The organism is Agromyces sp. NPDC058104 (assembly GCF_042884835.1).
Lineage (GTDB): Bacteria > Actinomycetota > Actinomycetes > Actinomycetales > Microbacteriaceae > Agromyces.
Window position 1 is genome coordinate 1,383,279 of sequence record NZ_JBHVTD010000001.1, and the last position, 18,930, is coordinate 1,402,208.

Here is an 18,930-nt window from a genome sequence, read left to right on the forward strand (position 1 = left end):
CCTCAGCCGCTGATCGCGGCCCGGTGGCCTCCGCAATCCTTCGGAGAAACCACCTTGCATCTCATCTCGTCACTCGACGAAACCGCCGTCGTGCGCTCGATCCACTCCGCGCGCGACGCATCGACACCTCTCACGACCCCGCGCTTCGACGCGGGCGACCTCGCCTTCCTCGACGCGGAACCCGGCGAGGGCCAACGCTGGTCCACGTGGCCGGCGACCACACCCTCCGAGCGCGGCCCCGCACCGCGCCCCGACTGGCTGGTCACCTCCGCCGCGGCGATCGACACCGAGCTCGGCGTCGTCAAGACCGGCAAGGAGGCCGACCTCTCGCTCATCGAACGCGCCGTGCCGGGCGCCGACCCGCTGGTCGCCGGCAACTCGGTGCTGCTCGCCGCGAAGCGGTACCGCAGCACCGAGCACAGCGACTTCCACCGCTCGACCGTCTACACCGAGGGCCGCGGCACCCGCCGCAGCCGTGACGCGCGCGCCCTCGCGAAGGGCACGACCTTCGGTCGCGAGGTCGCCCGGGTGCAGTGGGCGTACGCCGAGTTCGAGGCACTGTCGCGGCTGACCGAGCTGGGTGCGGCCGTGCCGTACCCGGTGCAGGTCGGCGGCACCGAGGTGCTCATGGAGTTCATCGGCGACGGCCGTGTCGCCGCGCCCCGGCTCGCGCAGGTGCGCGCGAAGCCCGACGAGCTGCGGGAGCTGTTCCACCAGATCGTCGACTTCATGCACACGCTCGCAGCGGGCGGACTCGCGCACGGCGACCTCTCGCCGTACAACCTGCTCGTGCACGACGGCCGGGTGGTCGCGATCGACCTGCCACAGGTCGTCGACGTCATCTCGAACCCGCAGGGCTTCGACCTGCTGCACCGCGACTGCGTCAACGTGTGCTCGTGGTTCACGCGGCAGCGCCTCGAGTGCGACCCCGAGGAGCTGTTCGGCGAGCTCGTCGGCATGGTCGCGATCTGATGTCGGCGGCGGTGCAGAATTCAGGATGCCTCCCGCGCCGCGCCGCGCGCGGGCGCCGACGTCTCGGCGTTTCGGCGTTTCGGCGTTTCGGCGTTTCGGCCGAGGCATCCTGAATTCTGCACGCCGGGCACCTGCCCGGGCCCGCCGCGCGGTACAGTGCAACTCGATCGACGCGGATCGGCCCCGGTGCGCGTCGTCACCACCCGTTCACCGGATGCCGGGAGACTGCCCCCATGACCGACCCGACCGAGCACGGCGCGACCCCCTCCTCGCCCGCGCCCGCCCGCAACTTCCCGCCCTCGCACCTGACGCCGCCCGACGGCGCGGCCGCGACCATCGGCGTCTCGACGAGCCAGGTCGAGGCCGTGACCGAGGCCGGCGCCCGCAAGGGCCGCATCCTCGCGTGGGGCCTGTGGGACTGGGGCTCGGCCGCCTTCAACGCCGTGGTGACGACCTTCGTGTTCACGGTGTACCTCCGAAGCGAGTCGTTCGGCCCGAGCGGCACCGTCGAGGCGCAGCTCGGCTGGGCCCTCGCGATCGCGGGCCTGTTGATCGCGGTGCTGGCGCCGATCACGGGCCAGCGCTCAGACACGAGCGGTCGGCGCAAGTTCTGGCTCGCGGTCAACACCTACCTCGTCGTCGCGATCACCCTCGCGATGTTCTTCGTACAGCCCGGCCCCGAGTACCTGCTGCTCGGCCTCTTCCTGGTGGCCGCGGGCAACGTCTTCTTCGAGTTCGCGGGCGTCAACTACAACGCCATGCTCGTGCAGGTCTCGACGCCCCGCTCGATCGGCAAGGTGTCGGGCTTCGGCTGGGGCATGGGCTACGTCGGCGGCATCGTGCTGCTGCTCGTGGTGTACTTCGGCTTCATCAACCCCGACGTCGGCCTCTTCGGCGTCACGGACGAGAACGGTCTCGACGTGCGCGTGACGATGATCGTCTCCGCCGTGTGGTTCGGCCTGTTCGCCGTGCCCGTGCTCTTCGCGGTTCCCGAGTATCGCAACCCCGCTGCCGTCGAGCGCGAGAAGGTCGGCTTCTTCGCCTCCTACGCCCGTCTCGGCCGCGACATCAAGCGGCTCTGGAAGGAGCAGCGCAACACGGTCTGGTTCCTGCTGGCGAGCGCGGTCTTCCGCGACGGACTCGCGGGCGTGTTCACCTTCGGCGGCGTGCTCGCGGCATCCGTGTTCGGCTTCTCGCTCAGCGAGGTCATCATCTTCGCGATCGCGGCGAACATCGTGGCCGGCATCTCGACGATCGCGGTCGGCGCGCTCGACGACAGGCTCGGAGCGAAGCCCGTGATCGTGACGGCGCTCATCGGCCTCGTCGTGACCGGCTTCGTCGTCTTCTTCCTGCACGACGGCGGCCAGATCGTCTTCTGGACGGCGGGGCTCGCCCTGTGCCTCTTCGTCGGCCCCGCGCAGTCGGCGAGCCGCACGTTCCTGGCACGCCTGATCCCCGCGGGGCGCGAGGGCGAGGTGTTCGGCCTCTACGCGACGACCGGCCGTGCCGTGAGCTTCCTCGCGCCGACGGCGTTCGCACTGTTCGTCACGATCGGCGGGGCGCCCTACTTCGGCATCCTCGGCATCATCCTCGTGATCGCGCTCGGGCTCGCGCTCCTCATTCCGGTGAAGGCCGGCGTCGCCGCGACCGCGGCCGCCCCGAAGGTTCCGGCCGAGTAGGCGCGGTCAGTCGCGCGGCCAGGCCGCGACGAAACGCGTGAGCAGCCGCGCGAACTCCGCGGCCTCCTCGGGGGTGAACCCGGCGAGCGCGGACTCGACCGCGCCGCGCCGAGTGTCGCGCGCACCCGCGAGCACTCTCCTGCCGGCATCGGTGAGCACGATCGCGCTGCGACGCGCGTCGGCCGGGTCGATCTCACGGCGGGCGTGCCCGGCCTCGACGGCGGCCTGCACGAGCCGGCTCGCGCGGGGCTGGTCGACGCCGATCGCGTCGGCGAGCTGGCCGACCGACGGCGGCTGCGGCGCCGCCTCGAGTGCATCGAGCAGCCGGAACCTGGCGGCCTGCGCGAGCCCCGGGCCGCCTCGGCCGCGGCGGCGGCCGGTGCCCGAGGCATCCGGCTCGTGCAGTTCGCGGTGGTCGTGATGCCCGTGATGGTCGCCGTGCTGGCGATGCCCGGGGTGCGGTGCGCCGTGCTCGGCGCGGTGCTGCAGGCGGCGACGGCCCTGGTCGCGGCGCATGGCGACGAGCGCCGCCTCGACGGCGGCGATCGGGTCGGATGCACCGTGGCCGCCGGCGCCGCCGCCTGAGCGTTCGCCGGGAGGGACTTGACGCGCATCGTTCATGTATGTAATTGTACATATACATGTCATGAGACATGCAATTGGACCCGGGTCCAGACCGCACGATCGACCGGCGCGGACGGATCCGGAGCACCGACGGCCTCCCGTGCCGTCGACCCTCCGGCGCGCCTCGCGCGCCACGAAAGGAACCACCCATGAACTCCCCCGAGAACCTTCAGCACCCCGCCCCCGCCCAGCGCCCGATCGGGTACTGGCTCCGCGTCGTCGACCGCAAGCTCGACGACGCCATGCTCGAGCTCTTCGCCGACGAGGGCATCACCCGGCGCGACTGGCGACGGCTCAACGTGATCGCCGGCACGGTCGACGACGAGCGGCTCCGCCGCAAGATCACGTCCCGTCCCGAGCGCCTCGCTCCCCTCGTCCAGCGCGGCTGGGTCACCGACGAGCCGGGCGCGCCCCGGCTCACCGAGGAGGGCGAGGCGTCGTACGCCGCGCTCCTCGAGCGCGTCACCGCGCTGCGCTCGCGCGTCGCCGGGGCGGTCTCGCCCGACGACTTCCAGACGACCCTCGCGACGCTCGAGTCGGTCGCGCGCGAGCTCGGCTGGCACGAGGGCGAGCGGATGCCTCGCCGACGCCCCGAGCGCCGCGGACACCACGGCGCGACCCGACACGACGGGCGTCGCGGGCACGGGCACGGGCACGCCGACGAGCGTCACGAGCACCGGCGTCACGAGCACCACCGCCCCGGCCACGGGGACGGCGCGGGCCAGGGGCGCCCCTGCCGGTGACCCGATCTCGGTCGAGCTCGGGCTGCGGCGGTGAAGAACCCGTTGGCGCGCGGGTCGGCGCAGGATAGTATCGCCTGACCCCCGACCCCCTCCCAGGACGCATGATGCCCGAAGCATTCGTCACCTGCGCGCCGACGCCGACGCCCCGTCCGGCGTCGACGCGACGACGTTCCGACCCCGCACCGCTGCGCGATGCGCGAGGTCACCGGCCGTGAGCGCCGACGACATGGACCGCCGCGATCGTTCGAAGCGGCAGCATCGACAGCAGCGCCGGCGCCGGGTGTGGGTGATCGCCGCCGCGTCGCTCGTGATGGTGCTGCTCGGCGGCGGCGTCGCGACCGCGGTCGTGCTCACCGGCCAGGGCGGCGCCGTCGGCTCGACGCCGACCGCGTCGGTCACGGCGTCGCCCGGCGTCTTCCCCTCCGACCATCCGTCGGCGAACGACGGCAGGAAGCCGTGCATCTCGCTCAACGTGCTCTCGTCGTACGAGAACGCCGAGCTGGTGGCGCGCCTCGTCGAGGGCTACAACGCGCGGCCGCGCAGCGTCGACGGGCGCTGCGTCGACGCCGTCGTCTCGAAGGCGGTCTCGGGCACGGCCGCGACGGCCGCGGCCGGCGGGTTCCCGGGCGTCGCCGCCGACGACAAGCCGACCGTCTGGCTGCCCGACGCGAGCTCCTGGCTCGCCGTCGCGCAAGACGCGGGCGGGGCGGAGAACGTGCCCACCGAGGGCACGAGCATCGGATCGTCGGCGATCGTGCTCGCGATGCCCCAGTCGCTCGCCGAGGCGATCGGCTGGAGCGAGGACCGCCCGACCTGGAACGAGGTGTTCAACGCGGCCCGCGACGAGGCCACCTGGAGCTGGATGGAGCACCCCGAGTGGGGCGCCTTCAAGCTCGGAAAGACGAGCCCGCTCATGGCGAGCTCGGGCCAGGCCGCCATGCTCGCCGAGTTCGGCAGCGAGGCGGGGTCCCTGGCCGAGATCACCACGAGCCAGATCCACTCGACGAAGGTCGTCAACGCCGTCCGCCAGGACGAGCTCGCCACGACCCACTACATGGCCACGCCCGAGCGCTTCCTCGCACAGGCGCGCGCCTCCGAGAAGCAGGGCTCGATCGCCGACTTCCTCTCGGCGGTCATCATCGACGAGAAGACGGTCTGGGACTACAACCGCGGCATCACGAGCCCCGACGGAGTGAGCCGTGCCGAGTCCACCCCACCCGGTGAGCAGCTCGTGCCGATCTACCCGAGCGACGGGTACTACGTCGCCGACAACCCCCTCACCGTGCTCGAGGGCCCGTGGGTCGACGCGTCCGAGAAGGAGGCGGCCCGCGACCTCCTGACGTTCGCGGGCACGAAGCAGGGCCAGCAGCTCGTGCGCGCCGCGGGCTACCACGACCTGAACGGCGCCCTCGACCCCATCGTGAGCCAGGTCGGCGGCCTGCCCGAGCGCCCGTCGGGCGCACTCGCCTTCCCGGGCCGAGAGGTGCTCGCCGCGATCGAGAGCGCCTTCCCCGAGGTGCGCAAGCGGGCCCAGGTGCTGTTCCTGGTCGACGTCTCGGGCTCCATGGAGGAGAAGATCCCGACCGGCGAGACCAAGCTCGCCGCGGCCAAGAAGGCCATAGAGCAGGCGCTCGGCCACTTCTCGAAGGGCGACAACATCGGCCTCGCCGCGTTCAGCGCCGTCGACGACGGCCCCGTCACCCCCGGGCTCGTGAGCCCGGTCGGCGATGCGCGAACCGACCGCGCCAAGTTCCTCGAGGCGCTCGGCGCGCTCAGACCGGTCGAGTTCACGCCCCTCTACACGGCGATCGACACGTTCGCCGAGCAGAGCGCCGCCGCGTGGGACCCCGAGCGCATCAACGCGATCGTGCTGCTGAGCGACGGCAAGAACGAGACGCTCGGGCCGAGCCCGACGTCGAAGAAGCAGCTGCTCGCGGGCCTCGAGCGCTTGCACGACGAGACTCCCGTGCTCGTCTTCACGCTCGCGTACGGCGCCAACGCCGACACCAAGACGCTCCGGGAGATCTCGACGGTCACGGGCGCGCAGTTCTACGACGCGACCGACCCCACGAAGATCTCGGCGGTGCTGGGCGACCTCGTCACGAGCTTCTGACCGGCGACGAGGTCCGACCCTCGCACGAGGTTCGACGAGAGGGTGGCCAGCTGTAGTGACCGACCATCTCGCTGCCGTGAGACTGGTGGACATGACGATCGACGCCACGAGCACCATGACGACACGCTTCCAGGATGCGGTGCGGAGCCTGCGCTACCTGCTGATCGGCCTCCCGAGCGCGATGGCCACGATCGTCCTCGCAATGCTCGGGGTCGTCGCCGCCGTGACGATCGCGGTCTTCGGGCTCGGGTTGGTGTTGCTGCCGTGGGCGATCGCCGGACTCGATCACTGGGCGTCCTGGCATCAGGCCGCAGCGGCGCGACTGCTCGGTCGCGGCGTCGCCCCGATCCCACCGGCGTCGATCCGCGTCGGACCCCACGCGACGCTCGCACTGCTGCGGGCACCGTCGACCCGCCGGCTCGGCACCTGGCTGTGCTCCCACTTCGCCGTCGGCACCCTGTTCGGCCTCGTCGCGTTCGTGTGCGCCGGGCTGGCCGCGATGGTGCTGCTGCTGCCGTTCTGGTGGCTCGTCCCCGGCCCGCCGCTGCAGGTGGCCGGCATCCAGGCGACGGACTGGCCCTCCGCCGGCCTCCTCATGGGGATGTGCGCCGCCGTCTCGCTCGCCCTCGCCGTCTGGGCGGTACCTGCGCTCGCCCGCGTCCATGCGCGCGGTACCCTCTCGGCGCTCGCGCCGTCGCGAGCCGAGGAGTTGGAGGGCCGAGTCGAGGCGCTCACCGCCACGCGCAGCGAGGTGGTCGACGCCCACGGCGCCGAGCTCCGGCGCATCGAGCGCGACCTGCACGACAGCACGCAGGCGAGCCTCGTGACGATCGCGATGAAGCTCGACATGGCCCGCGAGGCCGGCGAGGTCGACCCAGCCGTGGCGAAGCTGCTCGACGAGGCGCACGCCGGAACCGAACAGGCGATGACCGAGCTGCGCAGCGTGATCCGCACGATCTACCCGCCGATCCTCGCCGACCGCGGGCTCGCCGGCGCCCTCGACGCGCTCGGCGGCCGCTCGGGGATCCCGGTCTCGATCGATGCCGACGACCTCGGCCGGGTGCCTGTCGCGGTGGAGACGGCCGTCTACCACGCGATCAACGAGGCGATCACGAACGCGGCGAAGCACAGCGGAGCCACTCGCATCGAGGTCCGCCTCTACCGGGAGGGCGATCGGCTGCGCGTCGGCATCGTCGACGACGGAATCGGCGGCGTCAATGAGGGAAGAGGCACGGGTGTGAGCGGCATCCGCTCACGAGTCGCCGCGCTCGACGGCGAGGTCTCGATCACGAGCCCCGCGGGCGGTCCGACGGCGATCCGGATCGACCTCCCGTGCGCGTAGTGCTCGCGGAGGACCACGTGCTGCTCGCCGCCGGCCTCGAGCTGCTCCTCGACGGCGCGGGCTTCGAGGTGGCCGCGGTCGCGGGCGACGGACCCGCCTTCATCGCGGCGGTCGAGGAGCACGCACCCGACCTCGTGATCGTCGACGTGCGATTGCCCCCGGCCTTCCGCGACGAAGGCGTGCTCGCCGCGCTCGAGGTGCGGCGGAGGCATCCTCGACTGCCCGTGCTGATGCTCTCGCAGTACGTCGAGCGCCAGTACGCCACCGAGCTGCTGTCCGACGACCAGGGTCACGTCGGCTACCTGCTCAAGGACCGGATCAGCCGCGTGCGAGGGTTCATCGACGCCCTGCACCGGATCGCTGCGGGCGGCACGGTCATCGATCCCGAGGTCGTCGCACAGCTCCTGGGTCCGCGCCCCCAGGATCCGCTCGACCGACTGACGCCGCGCGAGACCGAGGTGCTGCAGGCCATGGCCGAGGGCGACGACAACGCCCAGATCGCCGCGCGGCTCGTCATCACCGAGAACGCGGTGCACAAGCACATCGGCAGCATCTTCGCCAAGCTCGACCTGCCCGCGACTGCGAGCGGCCACCGCCGCGTGCAGGCGGTGCTCGCCTACCTCGCCGAGCGCTGAGCGCGCCGACTCCGACGCTAGCGCCGCTGCTCCTCCCCCGAGAGCCGCTGGGCGATGTAGATCGGGATGATCGAGACGAGCACGAGCACGACCGCGATCACCGAGACGATCGGCGCCTGGTTCGGCCGGAACATGTTGTTCAGGATGAAGATCGGCAGGGTCGTCACCCCCGATCCGGCGGTGAACGTCGTCACGATGATCTCGTCGAAGCTCAGCGCGAAGGCGAGCAGGCCTCCCGCGAGCAGTGCCGAGCGCAGCTGCGGGAAGGTGACGAGCCGGAAGGTCGTCCAGACGCCGGCGCCGAGGTCGGCCGACGCCTCCTCGAGGTTGAGGCCGAGACGGCGCAGCCGCGCGATCACGTTGTTGAAGACGGTCACGATGCAGAACGTCGCGTGGGCGATCACGACCGTCCAGATCGAGAGCGGCACCCCCATGATCGTGCGGAAGAAGTTGTTGAGCGCGATACCGGTGATGATGCCGGGGAGTGCGATCGGCAGGATCACGAGCAGGCTGATCGCCTCGCGCCCGAAGAACTCGAACCGCTGCAGCGCGAGCGAGATGAGCGTGCCGAGCACGAGCGAGACGGCCGTCGCGACGAGCGCGACGACGATGCTCGTGCCGACCGCATCGAGGGCGCCGGCGCTCTGGAAGGCCTTGCCCCACCACTCGAGCGTGAAGCCCGGCGGCGGCCACGTGAGCGAGGTCGACGTCGAGAACGAGTTCACGAGCACCACGAGGAGCGGCACGTAGACGACCACGAGGATGACCGTGGTGATGACGCCGAGGGTGATGCGGAAAGGCCGCGACAGTCGCATGCGTTCGCCCCTTAGAGGTTGTCGAGGGCGCCGGTGCGACGCACGAGGAACAGGTAGCCGAAGATGATCACGATCGGGATGAGCGCGATGGCCGACGCGAGCGGGAGGTTGTTCGCCGCGCCGACGTTCGTGTAGACGAGATTTCCGAGCATCTGGTTCGCGCCGCCGACGATGTTGACCGTGATGTAGTCGCCGAGCGAGAGCGAGAAGCTGAAGATCGTGCCCGCGATGATCGCCGGCAGCACGAGCGGGAACACCACGTGACGCAGCGTCGGCCAGGTGCGTCCGCCGAGGTCCGCGGATGCCTCGAGCAACGAGTCGGGCACGCGCTCGAGCCCGGCGTAGATGGGCAGGATCACGTAGGGCAGCCAGAGGTACGACAGGGTGATGATCGTCGCCGGGAGTCCGTAGCCGATGGTCTCGCCGCCGAACGGCGCGACGAGCCACTCGAGGATCCCGTCCTGCGAGAGCACCGAGCGCCACGCGTACGCCTTGACGAGGTAGCTCGCCCAGAGCGGAGTCAGCACCATGATGAGCAGCACCCGTCGCATGCGCGGCGTGGCGACCTTCGCCATGAAGAAGGCGATCGGCAGCGCGAGCGCGACGTCGATGAGCGTGACGGCGAGGGCGACGCCGACCGTGCGCACCGTGACCGTCTGGTACAGCGAGCCGGTCAGCACCTCGATGATGTTGTCGAGCGTGAACTCGGTCGTGATGTCGCCCGTGAAGCTGTCGACCGACCAGAACGCGGTGACGAGCAGCAGCACGAGCGCCACGATGTAGACGATGCCGAGCCAGAACAGCGGGGCGCTGAGCAGCAGGGCGAGGCGGGTGCGCGGGTGCGTGCTGAGGAAGACGGAGGCCGCGCGCGCAGGCGTACGCGGCGGTCGCGGAACCGATGGGCGCGCCGGTGCGGGCGCGGTCACCCGGGTGTTCGTCGTCATGCGTGTCCTGTCGTGTCGTGCGGCGGGTGGGGCGGCCCGGCGGCCGGGCCGCCCCCATGGTCGGGCTGCGTCAGCCCTTGATCTCCTGCCAGGCCGAGGTCCATGCCGAGTAGTCGGTGCACGTGACGTCGGTGCGGCCGTCGACGCAGTCCTCGATCGGCGTCGTCCAGTACCAGATGTTCTCGGCGTACGAGGCGTCACCGGCGTGGTAGGCCTCGCAGTCGGTGCGGAATTCGCAGGCCTCGTCGCTCGACGGCGCCTCGCCGAAGTACGAGGTGGCCTGGCCGTTCGCCTCGGGGCTCGCGATGTAGTCGAGCCACGCGTACGAGCAGTTCGGGTTCTCGGTGCCCGACGAGATCATCCACGTGTCCGACCATCCGGTCACGCCCTCTTCGGGAACCGTGACGTCGGTCGGGGCTCCCTCGGCCGCGGCGACGTTCTGGATGACCTGCCACGTCGTGCCGACGACGCTGTCGCCGGTCGTGAACGCCTGGATCTCCTTGAGGTAGTCCGACCAGTACTCGCCGATGTTCTCGCGCTGCGCCTTCAGCAGGTCGACGGCGGCCGCGAGCTGCTCCTCGTCGAGGGCGTACGGGTTCTCGATGCCGAGGTCGGGCTGGGTCGCCATGAGGTACATGGCCGCGTCGGCGATGTAGATCGGCGAGTCGTAGGCCGTGACCTTGCCCGCGTAGGGGTCGGACTCGTCGAAGACGACGCCCCAGCTCGTCGGCGCCTCGGTGAAGACGTCGGTGCTGTACATGAGCAGGTTGGCGCCGTAGCCGTGGGGCATGCCGTAGTTCTCGCCGTCGACGGTGTTCCACGCCTTGTCCTTGAGGAAGTCGTAGACGTTCTCGTAGTTCGGCGTGAGCTCCATGTTCACGGGCTGCACGTCGCCGCCCGCCACGAGCCGCAGCGAGGCGTCGCCCGAGGCCGACACGACGTCGTACTCGCCGGTCTTCATGAGGTTGACGGCCTCGTCGGAGGTGCCGAAGGTCTTGACGGTGACCTCGCAGCCGGTCTCCTCCTCGAAGGGGCTGACCCAGTCGACGGCGGGGTCGTTCGTGCCGTCCTCGGCGTAGCCCGGCCAGGCGAGCACCGAGAGCTGCCCCTCCATCTCGCCGAGCTCGGTCGCGGCCTCCTCGCCGCCGCCTCCGCCGCCCGAGGTGCCGCAGGCGGTCAGCAGCGCGACCGAGGCGATCGCGAGTCCGACGGTCGCGCCTCGTCGCGCGTTCCGCATTCGCATCATGGTTCTCTCCTGTTTCTCTTGGTGGTGCAGTTCGGGATGCCTCAGCCGGCGGTGCCGGGGAGCATCGCGCCGATCGACGCGGTCGGCGTCGGGTTCTGGGGGCCGGCGACGGCGCCGTCGACGGCGACCACGTCGCCGTCGTGCCACGAGACGACGACCCGGTCGCCGTGCTCGTCGTCGTGCACGCGGCCGCGGACGTTCTGCTCGAGCACGCTCACGCGCGGGCCGGCGTCGAGATCGACGACGAGCCGCACGCCGCTGCCGAGGTAGATCGCCTCGACGACGGTGCCGGCGGCGTTCCGCACGCCCTCGCCGTGCTGCCCCTCGGCGCTGACCGTCATCTTCTCGGGGCGCAGGGAGTGGTGGCCCTCGCGCTCGAGCAGCGCGCGCGAGTGCTCGGGGTCGAAGAGGTTCGAGGTGCCGACGAAGTCGGCGACGAAGCGCGAGACGGGCCGCTCGTAGAGCTCGGCGGGCGTGCCGAGCTGCTCGATGCGGCCGGCGTTGAAGACGGCGATGCGGTCCGAGAGGGTGAGCGCCTCCTCCTGGTCGTGGGTGACGAAGATGAAGGTGATGCCGAGCTCGCGCTGGATCTGCTTGAGCTCGACCTGCATCTGCTCGCGGAGCTTCAGGTCGAGGGCCCCGAGCGGCTCGTCCAGCAGCAGCACCTTCGGCTCGACGACGGTGGCTCGGGCGAGCGCGACGCGCTGCCGCTGGCCGCCCGAGAGCTGCGAGGGCTTGCGGTCGGCCATCTGCTCGAGCCGCACGCTCGCGAGCGCCCGTCGTGCGCGCTCGTTGCGCTCCTTCTTGCCGAGCCCGCGCACGCGCAGGCCGTACGCCACGTTGTCGAGCACGCTCATGTGCGGGAACAGCGCGTAATCCTGGAACACCGTGTTCACGTCGCGGTCGAACGGGGCGCGCTTCGTGACATCCTCGCCGAACAGCTCGATCGCGCCGTCGCTCGGCTGCTCGAATCCGGCGATGAGTCGCAGCACCGTGGTCTTGCCCGAGCCCGAGGGGCCGAGCATCGAGAAGAACTCGCCGGCGGCGATCTCGAGGTCGACGTGGTCGACGGCGGTGACGGCGCCGAACTCCTTCGTGAGCCCGGTGAGCCGGATCGCCGGCTGCGCTTGGGTCATGACATCTCCTTCGATGCTGACGACGTTCAAACATCTGGTTCCAGATGTTCGTCAGTTCCAAATCATATGACTCCAGATGTAAATGTCCAGCCCCCCGTGTTACGGTCGTGTCACAGATCCGCAGCGGGACGAGCACAGGAGGTCGGATGCCACAGGCGACCAGCCGTGCCGACGCCACCCACGCGGTCGTGTTCTCACCGCTCGACGGCGCCGGGCGCGCCGAGCTCGTCGAGCAGCGGCTCACCGATGCGATCGTCGCCGGCGTGCTCCGCGACGGCGAGCGGCTGCCGAGCGAATCCGAGCTCGCGAAGCGTCTCGGCGTCGCGGTCGTCACCGCCCGCGAGGCGCTCGTCGCACTCCGCGACAAGGGACTCGTGCTCACGCGCCGGGGCCGCGACGGCGGCAGCTTCGTGACGCACGACCGCGACGCCGCAGTGCGCATGCTCGACCAGCGGGTGCGGGCGCTCAGCCGGATCGAGTTGCGCGACCTCTCCCTGCACTACGCCGCGATCGCCGGAATGGCGGCGGAGGTGGCCGCCGACCGCGCGAGCGACGACGACCTCGGGAGCCTCGCCGACATCGACGCCCGGGCCGATCTCACCTCGGCGGGGGGCGCCCGCAGGGCGATCGGCCGGTTCCAGCTCGAGATCGCGGCGGTCAGCCAGTCGCCGAGGCTCGTGCACGAAGAACTGCGCCTCCAGGCGGAGGCCGGCCCATTGCTCTGGCTGTGCATGCGGGAACAGGCGTATCGTGACCGCAGCAGGAAGGCGAGGCTCGATGTGATCCAGGCGATCCGCTCGGTCGATCCCGATGACGCACGTCGCGCGACCACCGCCCACATCGAGTCGGCGGTCGAGTGGCTCATCGACGAGAAGGCCCGCCTCGAGACCCCGGCACCGCTGCCGTAGCCTCGCCGCCACGCTCCTCGACGGCAGCCGATCGCACCGTCCGCTCCGCGACCCGCTCCTCCACCCCTCGTTCTCCGAACCCTCCTCCCCCTCACCGTCCCCCACAGAAAGGACCGAGGCCATGACCGTCACCGTCGACGTCACCGCGCTGCAGATCGCTGCGCGCATCGCCTCGACCATCGACCCCGTCTTCGCGATGATCGACGGCTGGCGCGACCGCATCGAGGCCGACCTCCTCTCCGTCGCCACCCCGAGCGCCGAACGACTCGATCCCCGCATCGCCGAGCTCGTCGGCCCGCCGCTCGAAGCACCGGGCAGCCTCATCACGGGTGCCGGATTCGTCGCTGCACCCGGCTACCTCGCCGACGCGCCCTGGCACCTGGCCTGGTGGCTCAGCGGCGCGAACACGTTCGGTGCGGGCGATCAGCCCGGGCTGCGGCGCCTCGACGCGGTCAGCGACCCCGACGCCGAGCAGTTCCGCGACTACACCGTGCTCGAGTGGTGGCGGGTTCCCGCTCGCACCGGCACGCGTCACCTCACCGGCCCGTACGTCGACTACCTCTGCACCGACGACTACACGGTGACCATCACCACTCCGGTGCGCGCGGCGGGCGAGATGGCCGGCGTCGTCGGCACCGACCTGTACGTGGCGAGCCTCGAACGGGTGCTGCTGCCGGTCGTCCGCGAGTCGGGGCATCCGTGCACCCTCGTGAACGCGTCGGGGCGCATCGTCACCTCGACCGACTCGCACCGCGCGACCGGCGCCCTGCTGCGCCTCGACGGGCTCGCGGGCGCACTCGCGCCCCTCCGTGAGCGCGAGGGGAGCGCCCCGGGCGAGAGCTCGGCGCTGCCGGGCGGCGCGACGGTCGTGCCGTGCGGCGACACCTCGCTCGCGCTCGTGTTCGAGGCGTAGCGGCGAACGTCGCGCATCACGTGGCGGCGCATCCGCGCGAGCCGTCCTCAGGGCCGGCCGGCGACCGCCGCCTCGATGAGGCTCGCAGAGGCCGCGGCCCCGTCGGCCCCCTCGTAGGCCCGCCGCACCTCGTCGGCCGCCGTGCGGATCGCCGGGTCGTCGAGCACGCGCCGCACCGCCGCGACGAACTCGGGGCGGCCGACGTGCTTCGGCGAGACCGCGATCGCGTTGCCGCGACGCTCGCAGGCGCGCACGTGCCACGTCTGCTCGGGCTGCAACCCCATGCCGACGAACGGCACGCCCGTCGCGCACGCGGTCTGCACCGTGCCCTGGCCGCCGTGCAGCACGGCGGCGTCGACGAGCCCGCCGAGCCGGTGCGCCGGCAGCAGCGGCGTGACGTGCACGTTGGGCGGCACCCGGTCGCCCGGCTCGAGGTAGTGGCCGATCGGGGCGACGGCGTTCACCGGCAGCCCGCCGAGCGCCTCGGCCGCGGCGAGCGCGAGCCGTCGGTCGGCCGACGAGCCGAGCCCGAGGTAGACGAGCGGCTCGGGCGCCGACGCGAGCTCGCCGACGATCTCGGGCAGCGGTGCGTCGAGGTGGGCGAAGATCGGCCCGACGAGCTCGAACCCGTCGGGCAGCTCGAAGCCCTCCATCTCCCACGGCATCTCGGTGACGAGGTTGCGGTCGGCCGTGAGCAGGCTCGAGACGGTGCGCAGCGGCGGCACCCCGTTCGCCTTCGCGACGCTCGTGAACGCGCGCGGCGCGAGCGGTGCCGAGTTGTAGATCCATCGGAACGCGGCCGTGGCGACGCGATCGGCGGCTCTCGCCATGCGCCCGGACCCGGTCACGAAGCCCATCCGCCTCGTCTGCGCGACCTGCGGCCGGGTGAGCGGGAACGGCACCGGGTAGAAGAGCGGCACCCCCTCGGCGCGCGCCGAGATGAACGAGGTGAGATTCGACCCCGTCACCACCGCAGCAGCACCGAGCTCGCGGATCGTTCGCCGCTCGAGCTCCACCCTCGCGCCGACGAGCTTCCGCGTGAACGGGCTGCGGAACGAGCGACCCTGGTCGAACGCGATCGCCTGGTCGCGCTCGGCGCGGCTCCAGGCGGGCGTGCCGGCACGGTACTCGAACCCCGCGTCGCGGACGAGGTCGACGAAGTCGGCCTCGTAGCCCTGGAACACCGCCCGGTGCGCGGGGTCGAGCGCCCGCGCGACCTGGATCATGCGGGTCGTCTCGGCGAGGTTGAAGGTCACCGGGCAGAACAGGACGGTCGCCATGCCGATGTGCGGGCGCGCTGCCGCGCTCACCCCTCCATCGGGGCGACGGCGCCGCGCGACGTCGTGATCACGACGCCGAGCCGATGCCCTGCGGCGTCGCGAGACCGGGAACGGCATCCTTCCGGCCGACCCGCCCGCGCACGAGGAAGATCGCGATGATCGCGAGGAGGGCGTAGAGGTAGGTCGACAGGCCGGCGAGGGTCGCGAGCTCGTTCACCGAACCGTGCACCTCGTCGAGACCGCCGACGGCGAGCATCGTGGAGGGGTCCGTGATCGCGTGCAGCAGGATCGGCCAGATCAGGCTGCCGGTGACCCGGAGCGTGAGGTACATCGCGACGCCGAAGACGAAGGTGAAGCCCATCGTGGCGAGCACGGTGAGCGGCGGCTGCCCGGTCAGCAGGTTCACCGAGTGCAGCAGCGAGAAGATGAGCGACGACAGCAGCATCACGACGCGCTCCGAGTACCCGCCCTTGCGCAGCAGGTTCACCGCGAGGCCTCGGGTGAGCAGCTCCTCGGCGAAGCCGATGCACAGTCCGGTGAGGTAGATCGCGATCACCACGCCGACCGAGTAGCGACCGTAGTCCGTGCCGAAGATCCGCAGCAGCGCGGCGGCGAGCACGATGGCCGGCGCGATCCACATCCACCAGCTGCCGCCGATCGGCTGGCGTCCGAACAACTCCCGAAGCCATCCGAGCGAACCGGAGAACAGCAGCAGGATCGCCGAGCCGACGACGATCGCCAGGGCGGTGCCGAAGAGGATCGTCGGCACGTCGGCGAGCGGGTCCCCGTCGTCGATCTGCGAGCCGAAGAGCAGCCCGACCAGCTTGCCGGTGGCGAGGTAGAGCGCGACGTACACGGCCGCGAGCAGCACCGCACGCCACCACCCGCCGCGCTCCCAGAAGCGCTTCCAGCCCGACGCGACGGCCACCTGTTCACTCATCGACACACCCCCATGACAACGGATACGAGAGAACGGTATCGAGCCGGAGCCCCCTCCGCCCGGCAACAGGCCGGGCGGATCGGCGGATCCGCGTCGGGATCGCTCGTCACGAATCGGAATCGACCGGCCCGGATGCCCCGGCGTTTGCGACGATGGTGCGATGACGGCATCCGCTCCCGCCCTGGTCGGCATCTCGCACGGCACCTCCTCGCCCGACGGGCGCCGGGCGGTGCGCGGGCTCCACGACGCGGTGGCCGCGGCGCTCGCGACGAAGCATCCGGACGCGACGCCCGCCGCGCGCCTCGGGCACGTCGACGTCGAGCAGCCCGACGTGCCGGCGGCCCTCGCATCGCTCGCCCCCGGCGAGCCCGCCGTCGTCGTGCCGCTGCTGCTGTCGGCCGGGTACCACGTGCACGTCGACCTCACGGAGGCCGTCGCGGCGACCGCGGACCGAGCCGTCGTGCTCGGGGGTGCGCTCGGGCCCGACGACCGGCTCGCGACCGTGCTCGCGCGACGGCTCCACGAGGCGGGCGTCCGCGACGACGACCTCGTCGTGCTCTCGGTCGCGGGATCGAGCGACGCGCGGGCGGTGCGCGACTGCCACGACATGCGCGAGCGCCTCGCCGCGGCGACGGGGCGCGACATCCGCATCGGCTTCCTCTCGGCGGCCGCGCCCCTGCTGCACGAGGCGGTCGCGCTCGCGAGGACGGATGTTCCGGGCGCACGCGTCGTCGTCGCGAGCTACCTGCTGGCCCCCGGGTACTTCCAGGACCTCGCCGAGGCCGCCGGAGCCGACGTCGTCACCGAACCGCTGCTCGTGCCCGATTCGCCCGCCCCGGCCGAACTCGTCGAGATCGTGCTCGACCGGTACGCCGCCGCGACGGCAACCGGGTAGCGGCCGATCAGACGTAGGACATGCCGAGGCACGGGCCGAGCACGACGATCCAGGCCGCCGCCGCGACGATGAGCATGCCGATCGCGATGCCGCGCGTCTTCACGAAGAAGAGCATCACGATCGCCGCGATCGCGACGAGCAGGAACGGCCAGATGAGGCCGATCGCCGTCGAGCCGAACATGCCGCCGAGCATGAGCGTCGCGAGCATCAGCAGGATCGCCACGACGTGCGCGCCGCAGCCGATGCCGACGCCGACGCCGATCCCGGCGCCGATGCCGAGGCCGGGCTTCGCGGCGGCCGCGGCGGTCGCCTCCGGTGATCCGTAGGGGGGCGGAGTCGCCGGGCCGTACGGCGGGATCGCAGGAGGCACCGGCGGGGGTGGCGGAGGTGACGGCACCGCCGGGGTCGCCGCCGGCTCGCGCGACGCCTCGGGCTCGCTGAGCGGAGGCTCGACCGACGAGCCCGTGGGCCCCTCGGATGTCCGCTCGTCGGGCGTCGGCACTTCGGGCCCCGGCTCTTCGGGCGTGGGCTCCTCGGGCGTGGGCTCTTCAGGATCGGGCACCATCGACGGCCATCCTCTCTCGGTTCGCGGTCAGCCGGCCGCGCGACGCCTTCCAGGCGAGGCGGGCCAGCAGCAGCGGAATCGTCACCAGCAGGAACAGTTGCGGACGCGTGAGGCCCATCCATGCGACCTCGTTGCCCCGCACGAACTCGACGAAGAAGCGGAAGATCGCGTAGGCCGCGATGTAGATCGTGAGCGTCTCGCCCGCGGCGATCGGCCGGTGCCGCAGCCAGAACCACAGCGCGACGAAGGCGACCGCCTGGAAGACGATCTCGTACACGAAGCTCGGGTGCAGCGGCACGCGGGCCGGCCCGCCGACGCGGGCGGCGGCGGCCTCGTCGAGCACGATGCCCCAGCCGGCGCCGGTCGGCGTTCCGGGCAGCTCGGTGAAGAGGCATCCGAACCGGCCGATCGCCATGGCGAGCGCGACGGCGGGGGCGAAGAGGTCGCCCGTGCGCAGCGGATACTTCACGAGCCGCTTCGCGACGTGCACGCCGAGCCACGCGCCGACGAGGGCGCTCAGCACCGAGGCGTTGCCCTGCGTGAGCTGGGTGACGAGGTCGAGGTTCTGCGAGGGGTCGAGGTGCCGCACCCAGGTGCCGAGGCGCGAGAAGATCGCGGCCCCGGCGAGCGCGCCGAGCACAAGCGCCGCGACGCGCGCATCGGTCTGCCCGCGGCGGCGCGACTCGACGACGAAGACGAGCCCCGCCGCGAGCATGGCGAGCGCCACGAAGAACGAGTGCGTGTCGATCGGCGGGCCCCAGCCGAGGAGATCGGGCAGCGTCGGGAACATGCGATCAGGCCCCGATCCCGGCGAACATCACAGCCCAGAGCATGACCCAGAAGGGGATGGCGACGAGCGCGAGCACCTCAACGACGATGAGGTAGGCGAGCACGTTGCGCGTGTCGCCCAGCTTGCACTTCGAGCGCAGGAGACCGGCCCGTCGCGCCTTCGCGTAGCCGGCGATCGCGATGCCCGCGAACACGGCGAGCGCGATCGGGCCGAGCACGCAGGTGATGAGGGCGATCGTCGTGAAGACGCAGAGGCGCAGCGGATCGTACGGCGCGGGCGCCGGGGGTGCGCCGACCGTCTCGTCGAAGCGGTTGAGCCCCGCGAACGGGTTCGAGCCCGAGGCATCCGCCGCCCCGATGCCGTTGCCGCCCGATGCGTCGCCCATGCGCC

At 71.6% G+C, this 18,930-nt stretch carries 19 protein-coding genes; 9 read left to right on the forward strand and 10 right to left on the reverse strand.

The window, feature by feature from the left end; translation table 11 throughout:
- Window positions 1-54 precede the first annotated feature (54 nt).
- Window positions 55-972 (forward strand): serine protein kinase RIO, encoded by a 918-nt coding sequence (locus tag ACFVTH_RS06560; protein WP_387088024.1) that lies wholly within the window; start codon window positions 55-57, stop codon window positions 970-972.
- Window positions 973-1,205: 233 nt separating this feature from the next.
- Window positions 1,206-2,651, forward strand: a complete 1,446-nt coding sequence (locus ACFVTH_RS06565) for an MFS transporter (RefSeq protein WP_387088027.1) — start codon at window positions 1,206-1,208, stop codon at window positions 2,649-2,651.
- Between the two features lie 6 nt (window positions 2,652-2,657).
- On the opposite strand, the gene ACFVTH_RS06570 is transcribed toward ACFVTH_RS06565, so the two are convergent.
- Complete coding sequence (locus ACFVTH_RS06570; protein WP_387088029.1) at window positions 2,658-3,272, reverse strand: MarR family winged helix-turn-helix transcriptional regulator; 615 nt, start codon at window positions 3,270-3,272, stop codon at window positions 2,658-2,660.
- A gap of 152 nt (window positions 3,273-3,424) precedes the next feature.
- Between ACFVTH_RS06570 and ACFVTH_RS06575 the strand changes: the two genes are divergently transcribed.
- From ACFVTH_RS06575 to ACFVTH_RS06590, 4 genes are all read left to right on the forward strand, one after another.
- Window positions 3,425-4,018 (forward strand): hypothetical protein, encoded by a 594-nt coding sequence (locus ACFVTH_RS06575; RefSeq protein WP_387088032.1) that lies wholly within the window; start codon window positions 3,425-3,427, stop codon window positions 4,016-4,018.
- Window positions 4,019-4,229: 211 nt separating this feature from the next.
- Window positions 4,230-6,131 carry a VWA domain-containing protein gene (locus ACFVTH_RS06580; RefSeq protein ID WP_387088035.1) on the forward strand — a complete coding sequence of 634 codons (1,902 nt, stop codon included), beginning with the start codon at window positions 4,230-4,232 and terminating at the stop codon, window positions 6,129-6,131.
- 91 nt (window positions 6,132-6,222) lie between these two features.
- A complete protein-coding gene (locus ACFVTH_RS06585; RefSeq protein ID WP_387088038.1) occupies window positions 6,223-7,473 on the forward strand; it encodes a sensor histidine kinase in 1,251 nt (416 codons plus the stop codon).
- Window positions 7,464-8,108 (forward strand): response regulator, encoded by a 645-nt coding sequence (locus ACFVTH_RS06590; protein ID WP_387088040.1) that lies wholly within the window; start codon window positions 7,464-7,466, stop codon window positions 8,106-8,108. The genes ACFVTH_RS06585 and ACFVTH_RS06590 overlap by 10 nt, the downstream gene beginning before the upstream one ends.
- Before the next feature lie 17 nt (window positions 8,109-8,125).
- Here the strand turns inward: ACFVTH_RS06590 and ACFVTH_RS06595 are convergent, their stop codons facing one another.
- The 4 genes from ACFVTH_RS06595 to ACFVTH_RS06610 all read right to left on the reverse strand — a co-directional run bounded on the left by ACFVTH_RS06595 (window position 8,126) and on the right by ACFVTH_RS06610 (window position 12,249).
- Complete coding sequence (locus tag ACFVTH_RS06595; protein WP_157423687.1) at window positions 8,126-8,923, reverse strand: ABC transporter permease; 798 nt, start codon at window positions 8,921-8,923, stop codon at window positions 8,126-8,128.
- 11 nt (window positions 8,924-8,934) lie between these two features.
- Window positions 8,935-9,867: an ABC transporter permease gene (locus tag ACFVTH_RS06600; protein ID WP_387088043.1), complete on the reverse strand. Its 933-nt coding sequence runs from the start codon at window positions 9,865-9,867 to the stop codon at window positions 8,935-8,937.
- A 70-nt stretch (window positions 9,868-9,937) separates the two neighbouring features.
- Complete coding sequence (locus tag ACFVTH_RS06605) at window positions 9,938-11,113, reverse strand: ABC transporter substrate-binding protein (RefSeq protein WP_387088046.1); 1,176 nt, start codon at window positions 11,111-11,113, stop codon at window positions 9,938-9,940.
- A gap of 41 nt (window positions 11,114-11,154) precedes the next feature.
- Entirely contained in the window at window positions 11,155-12,249 is a 1,095-nt protein-coding gene (locus ACFVTH_RS06610) for an ABC transporter ATP-binding protein (RefSeq protein WP_387088049.1), read from the reverse strand.
- Between the two features lie 146 nt (window positions 12,250-12,395).
- Here ACFVTH_RS06610 and ACFVTH_RS06615 point away from each other — a divergent pair, with 146 nt between their 5' ends.
- The gene (locus ACFVTH_RS06615; protein ID WP_387088052.1) at window positions 12,396-13,157 is read left to right on the forward strand and encodes a FadR/GntR family transcriptional regulator; all 762 of its coding nucleotides are present in this window, start codon (window positions 12,396-12,398) and stop codon (window positions 13,155-13,157) included.
- 121 nt (window positions 13,158-13,278) lie between these two features.
- Entirely contained in the window at window positions 13,279-14,070 is a 792-nt protein-coding gene (locus tag ACFVTH_RS06620; protein ID WP_387088055.1) for a cache domain-containing protein, read from the forward strand.
- A gap of 47 nt (window positions 14,071-14,117) precedes the next feature.
- Here ACFVTH_RS06620 and ACFVTH_RS06625 read toward each other — a convergent pair whose 3' ends face one another.
- A complete protein-coding gene (locus tag ACFVTH_RS06625; RefSeq protein ID WP_387088058.1) occupies window positions 14,118-15,380 on the reverse strand; it encodes a glycosyltransferase in 1,263 nt (420 codons plus the stop codon).
- Between the two features lie 37 nt (window positions 15,381-15,417).
- Complete coding sequence (locus ACFVTH_RS06630; protein ID WP_387088060.1) at window positions 15,418-16,290, reverse strand: type II CAAX prenyl endopeptidase Rce1 family protein; 873 nt, start codon at window positions 16,288-16,290, stop codon at window positions 15,418-15,420.
- Window positions 16,291-16,450: 160 nt separating this feature from the next.
- On the opposite strand from ACFVTH_RS06630, the gene ACFVTH_RS06635 reads away from it, so the two are divergent.
- Entirely contained in the window at window positions 16,451-17,185 is a 735-nt protein-coding gene (locus ACFVTH_RS06635; protein ID WP_387088063.1) for a sirohydrochlorin chelatase, read from the forward strand.
- A 7-nt stretch (window positions 17,186-17,192) separates the two neighbouring features.
- Here ACFVTH_RS06635 and ACFVTH_RS06640 read toward each other — a convergent pair whose 3' ends face one another.
- Genes ACFVTH_RS06640 through ACFVTH_RS06650 form a run of 3 tightly spaced genes read right to left on the reverse strand, consistent with a single transcriptional unit; the run spans window position 17,193 to window position 18,925 of the window.
- Complete coding sequence (locus ACFVTH_RS06640; protein ID WP_387088066.1) at window positions 17,193-17,750, reverse strand: hypothetical protein; 558 nt, start codon at window positions 17,748-17,750, stop codon at window positions 17,193-17,195.
- Window positions 17,734-18,540, reverse strand: coding sequence for a prolipoprotein diacylglyceryl transferase (locus ACFVTH_RS06645; RefSeq protein WP_387088069.1), 807 nt, complete (start codon window positions 18,538-18,540; stop codon window positions 17,734-17,736). The genes ACFVTH_RS06640 and ACFVTH_RS06645 overlap by 17 nt, the downstream gene beginning before the upstream one ends.
- Before the next feature lie 4 nt (window positions 18,541-18,544).
- On the reverse strand, window positions 18,545-18,925 hold the full coding sequence (locus ACFVTH_RS06650; protein WP_387088073.1) for a hypothetical protein: 381 nt from the start codon (window positions 18,923-18,925) through the stop codon (window positions 18,545-18,547).
- Window positions 18,926-18,930 lie beyond the last annotated feature (5 nt).